This is a genomic window from Candidatus Megaera venefica (assembly GCF_034554655.1).
GTDB lineage: Bacteria > Pseudomonadota > Alphaproteobacteria > Rickettsiales > Rickettsiaceae > Megaera_A > Megaera_A venefica.
The window spans coordinates 1-1,208 of the sequence record NZ_JARJFB010000258.1; the positions used below are offsets into that span (position 1 = coordinate 1).

The 1,208-nt window shown below is 33.6% G+C and carries 3 protein-coding genes and 1 tRNA gene; 2 read left to right on the plus strand and 2 right to left on the minus strand.

The window, feature by feature from the left end; translation table 11 throughout:
* Positions 1-130 precede the first annotated feature (130 nt).
* Positions 131-334 (minus strand): cold-shock protein, encoded by a 204-nt coding sequence (locus Megvenef_RS09570; protein ID WP_322777683.1) that lies wholly within the window; start codon positions 332-334, stop codon positions 131-133.
* Positions 335-556: 222 nt separating this feature from the next.
* Between Megvenef_RS09570 and Megvenef_RS09575 the strand changes: the two genes are divergently transcribed.
* Positions 557-633 (plus strand) — tRNA-Ile (locus tag Megvenef_RS09575).
* A 29-nt stretch (positions 634-662) separates the two neighbouring features.
* On the opposite strand, the gene Megvenef_RS09580 is transcribed toward Megvenef_RS09575, so the two are convergent.
* Positions 663-809: a hypothetical protein gene (locus Megvenef_RS09580; RefSeq protein ID WP_322777684.1), complete on the minus strand. Its 147-nt coding sequence runs from the start codon at positions 807-809 to the stop codon at positions 663-665.
* 71 nt (positions 810-880) lie between these two features.
* Here Megvenef_RS09580 and Megvenef_RS09585 point away from each other — a divergent pair.
* A partial coding sequence (locus Megvenef_RS09585) for a transposase (RefSeq protein ID WP_322776028.1) occupies positions 881-1,208 on the plus strand: 328 nt, incomplete at its 3' end.

Below are 1,208 nucleotides of genomic sequence, written 5' to 3' on the forward strand. Positions count from 1 at the left end.
TCTTATGGATTTGACCAAGCTTTTTATCTTGCAACCCTTATATTTGTTGCCTTGTGGGAGTTTCGGTGGATGGACTAGCTACTAAGAAGAATATGCCGAATTAACGGTATATTCTTCTTAGATATTGATATTACATTAATTTAATATCAACGGCTGAGATTTTGCCATTTTGAGATTCAGTGTTAAAGCTGATTTTTTGACCATCGCTTAAATCTCTTAATCCAGATTGCTCTACAGCTGAGATGTGAAGAAAAACATCTTTTGATTTGTCGCTAGGTTCAATGAAGCCATAACCTTTGCTAGCGTTAAACCATTTTACTGTTCCTGTTTGCATAATATATTTACCTAAATTTTTGAATTCTAATATTAAACCTTAATATTAGCTGGTTATTATATTTTATTTTTAAACATATTCATAGCTGTTTTTTCTATAATTATACGTATATTTTCATTTAAGTAATCAAATATGCCGTTTATGATTCGAATTTAACCTCAAATGCTTGTATTTACCCTTGACTAATTTGTTCTAATATAATAAAATTCGCGCTCTAGGAATGGGCTTGTAGCTCAGCTGGTTAGAGCGCACGCCTGATAAGCGTGAGGTCGGAAGTTCAAGTCTTCTCAAGCCCACCATTCTTATAGTACCTACTAAATCCCATTAACTATATAACATTCCCCAGAAAAAGTAATCCTGAACTTGTTTCTATGGTCTCGGGTAGCAAAAGAAGATACCGGATCAAGTCCGGTATGACCGTGTTTTTAGTCCCTCCGTCAAAACTCTCCCCGCCTGAATTAACAAGGGGTTTCATGTCATAAACAGCTTACAAAATCCATAAGAAAATGGTATAATTACCGCATAAAGCTTACGGATTTTAAAATTATGCCTATAGAAAATATTACTTTTCTCCAAAAACAAGAAAGGTTATTTGAAGAGAAATTATCTACAAAACTAAATCCTAAAAACAAGTTATATAAACTAAGGGATTTAGTAAATTGGTCTGAACTTGAAGCCAGAGCATTGCCTAACATTGAAATCAAGCAATTTGGTAGAAATAAGAAAGATCATAGAGTAATGCTAGCACTATCAATGCTTCAAGCTATGTACAACGGTTCTGATTCGTTTACGGAGGAAGAGCTAAAGGAAAATATTTATTGGCAATATTTTTGTGGTTATGAATATTTGCAGCAAGATCTTGATGTGTCTGAAG

Coding starts and splice junctions, on each gene's coding strand:
- Megvenef_RS09570 (WP_322777683.1), bottom strand. CDS start 334: ATGCAAACAGGAACAGTAAAATGGTTTAACGCTAGCAAAGGTTATGGC.
- Megvenef_RS09580 (WP_322777684.1), bottom strand. CDS start 809: ATGAAACCCCTTGTTAATTCAGGCGGGGAGAGTTTTGACGGAGGGACT.